The organism is Faecalibacterium sp. Marseille-Q4164 (assembly GCF_017377545.1).
Lineage (GTDB): Bacteria > Bacillota > Clostridia > Oscillospirales > Ruminococcaceae > Faecalibacterium > Faecalibacterium duncaniae.
In genome coordinates this window covers 1-3,067 of the sequence record NZ_JAFREJ010000034.1, presented here as the reverse complement: position 1 = coordinate 3,067, position 3,067 = coordinate 1, and the positions used below count along the sequence as shown (strand labels likewise).

The 3,067-nt window shown below is 52.7% G+C and carries 4 protein-coding genes; all 4 read right to left on the bottom strand.

What is annotated here, in order from left to right:
- The coding region (locus J3352_RS14055) for an ABC transporter permease (RefSeq protein WP_370569108.1) at window positions 1–425 on the bottom strand (425 nt) is incomplete at its 3' end.
- Window positions 426–436: 11 nt separating this feature from the next.
- Complete coding sequence (locus tag J3352_RS14050) at window positions 437–1,120, bottom strand: ABC transporter ATP-binding protein (protein ID WP_005942816.1); 684 nt, start codon at window positions 1,118–1,120, stop codon at window positions 437–439.
- A 101-nt stretch (window positions 1,121–1,221) separates the two neighbouring features.
- Window positions 1,222–2,259: a cell wall metabolism sensor histidine kinase WalK gene (locus J3352_RS14045; protein ID WP_156067589.1), complete on the bottom strand. Its 1,038-nt coding sequence runs from the start codon at window positions 2,257–2,259 to the stop codon at window positions 1,222–1,224.
- Window positions 2,260–2,268: 9 nt separating this feature from the next.
- Window positions 2,269–2,949, bottom strand: a complete 681-nt coding sequence (locus J3352_RS14040) for a response regulator transcription factor (protein WP_118658477.1) — start codon at window positions 2,947–2,949, stop codon at window positions 2,269–2,271.
- Window positions 2,950–3,067: the final 118 nt, after the last annotated feature.

Here is a 3,067-nt window from a genome sequence, read left to right as displayed (position 1 = left end):
ACATCCAGCCAATCCCGGATGTTTGCTGTCACGAGCACTTCGCCATCCGCCGGGGCAGTGCTGCACTGCATTCCCGGAAAGATTTGAAGGATTGCATCATCTGCTCCTACCAGTGCGGCACGTTTATCTCCGGCAAAGTAGTTTTCCGTAAGGGAAGCGTTGATGTCGCTATACGCCGAAAATGCAGCAACATCCTCCTGTGTGGCAAGCTCTGCGGCTGTTTCAGGGGAGATGTCCTTTACCATGATATGCCAGTTTCCGTTTTTGTTCAGTTGGTTTGAGGTTTCCATCCGAATCGCCATATCTGCCATACTGAACACCGCCGTGACCAGAAACACCGCAAGGACGATGCACAAAATCGTCATGCGGTTCTGCCGTCTGCGTACCTTGGCAGAAAGCGGGATCAGGCTCAGATAGCTTTTCATTTCTGTGCTGCTCATTCCCGGCACCTCCCAAAATCGGTCAGGCAGCCGTCCGATACCTGCAACACCCGGTCTGCCGTCTGCGCAATGCTGCGGTTGTGGGTGATCATCAGGATGGTCTGCTCGTATTTCCGGGATGTTTCTTTTAGCAGGGCAATGACCTCGCTGGTGTTCTGGGTGTCCAGATTGCCGGTCGGCTCATCCGCCAAAATCAGTGAAGGGCGGGTCATCAGGGCACGGCCAATGGCTACCCGTTGCTGCTGCCCACCGGAAAGCTGGCTTGGCAGATGCTTTCGACGGTCTTTCAGATTCAGCACGGTCAGCAGTTCTTCCAGATATGCCCTGTCCGGCTTTTGGTAGTCCAGCAGCACCGGGAACAGGATGTTCTGTTCTACGGTCAGTTCCGGGATGAGGTTGAATGCCTGAAAGATAAAACCGATATTGCGGCGGCGGAAGATCGTCAGCTCCCGGTCTTTCATGGCAAAAACATCCTTGCCATCAATCAGCACCTTGCCGGAAGTCGGCGTATCCAGTCCGCCAATCAGGTTGAGCAGGGTGCTTTTGCCGGAGCCGGATTCGCCAACGACCGCCACATATTCGCCTTTCGGCACTGAAAAGCTAACATCTTTCAGCGCATGGACAGCAGTTTCTCCGCTGCCGTAGGTCTTGCAGAGATGGTTGACTTCTAATAGTTCCATAGTGTATCCCTCACTTTGCAGATTCCTTCGATTCAGACGGATTATTTCTGTCTGTGCAGAAAAGGATAACACGTCAACCTTACTGCAAGCCTACACTCAGCCTACAATTTTGTAGGAATCGGAAAATTCAGAGTAAAGGTCGTGCCCTTTCCCAGCTCGCTGTCTACTTCAATGGTGCCGTGATGGGCTTCCACAACGGCTTTTGCCAGCGGAAGACCCAGCCCGATGCCCTGTGTATCCTGTGAAAAGCGGCTGCGATAAAACCGTTTGAAGATATGGTACAAATCTTCCGGGTGGATGCCACTGCCGTTGTCGCGCACTTTGATCTGAACCATGGACGGCAGTGCATTCCACTCTACCTGAATCGTATCTCCGCTCTTTGTGTGGTCAAGGGCATTCTTTACAAGATTGTCCACAGCTTCCTGCATCCAGTCACGGTCGCACCAAAGTGTAACCGCCTCTGAGCCAGACAGAACGAGCTTTTTCTGTTCCTGCTCTGCACGATAGTTATACTGCCGCGCGATGTCCTGCACCATTTCAGCAACATTTTCGTTTTTCTTCTCCAAGACGACCGAACCGGCATCCAGCCGGGTGATTTTGAGCAGATTCTGCACCAGCGTTTCGATGCGGTCCAACTCCTGTTCGGACAGGTCTGCAAACTCTTTGACCTCCGACGGCGAAACAACTTCGTCCTGAAGCAGACCGTTGTAGATATTCAACGCCGCCAGCGGTGTTTTGAGCTGGTGCGAAATATCTGCAATGGTATTTTTCAAAAAACGCTTCTCCCGCTGCTCGTTGTCTGCGTGTGCGCTCAGAACTGCCGCCAATGCATTAACGGAGTGAAACAGACGGTAAAGTTCTCCCTCCCGGTCGCAGTCCAGTCGTGCATCCGGGTTACCATCCAGACAGCTTTGGATTTGCTGGACTGCCTGTTCCAGAAGCGCGCTCTGCCTTTGGAAATAGCGAAAAAGCACGCCCCAGAGACAGCCGCCCAGCAGCAGAAAAACCAACAGTAACCCGAAAGAAAATACATGCGTCGTATGCCATACGATGCCCTGCGTGAGAGCCAATGCCACCGCCCAGACCGCCAGCACTGTCCGGAACAAAATCCGGATTTCCCGGTTTGCGAATACTTTCATACGGCACCTTTACCCATTCCATTTATAGCCCATGCCGCGGACAGTCAGCAGCATCTGCGGTTTGCCGGGGTCGTCCTCAATCTTCATCCGCAGCCGCCGGATGTACACTGTTAAGGCACTGCTGTCAATGTAATCCCCATCGCAGTCCCACAGTGCATCCAGAATTTGTTCCTTGGATAGCACGGCATTCGGATGCTGCATAAAGAAGCAGAGCAGCTTGTACTCTGCGCCGGTCAGTTCCAGCAAGATTCCGTTTTTGTATGCCTGCCCCTGCAACAGCCGGACGGTGATGCTGCCCGATTCCAGTACGGGTTCTCCTGCGCCGGACGCATTTGCACGGCGAAGCAGTGCATTGACCCGCGACAACAGGACACCCAGCTTGAACGGCTTGGTCAGGTAATCATCCCCGCCCAGTTCCAGCCCCATGATGATATTCATTTCCTCATCCGAAGCGGTCAGGAACAGAATCGGCACGTTGGATGTGCGCCGCACCTTCTGGCAGAAATCGAAGCCAGAGCCATCCGGCAGGGAAACATCCAGCACCAGCAGGTCATATTTTCTGTCTGACCACAGCACCTCGGCTTCTGCCAGTGTCCGGGCTGTATCCAGTGCAAAGCCCTGTTTCTTGAATGCAAAGGTCAGCCCACTGATCAGGCTCAGATCATCTTCCAAAAGGAACAGTTTCCTCATGATTCCCTCTCTTTTCCGCGTTTTGTGTGTCCTACAGGTTCAAAAGCATTATAAGTTTTTTCTGCGAACATTACAATGTGCGAAACGGAAATTGTTTCTTGCCGTGTGTTAAATATAA

Coding starts and splice junctions, on each gene's coding strand:
- J3352_RS14040 (WP_118658477.1), bottom strand. CDS start 2,949: ATGAGGAAACTGTTCCTTTTGGAAGATGATCTGAGCCTGATCAGTGGG.
- J3352_RS14050 (WP_005942816.1), bottom strand. CDS start 1,120: ATGGAACTATTAGAAGTCAACCATCTCTGCAAGACCTACGGCAGCGGA.
- J3352_RS14045 (WP_156067589.1), bottom strand. CDS start 2,259: ATGAAAGTATTCGCAAACCGGGAAATCCGGATTTTGTTCCGGACAGTG.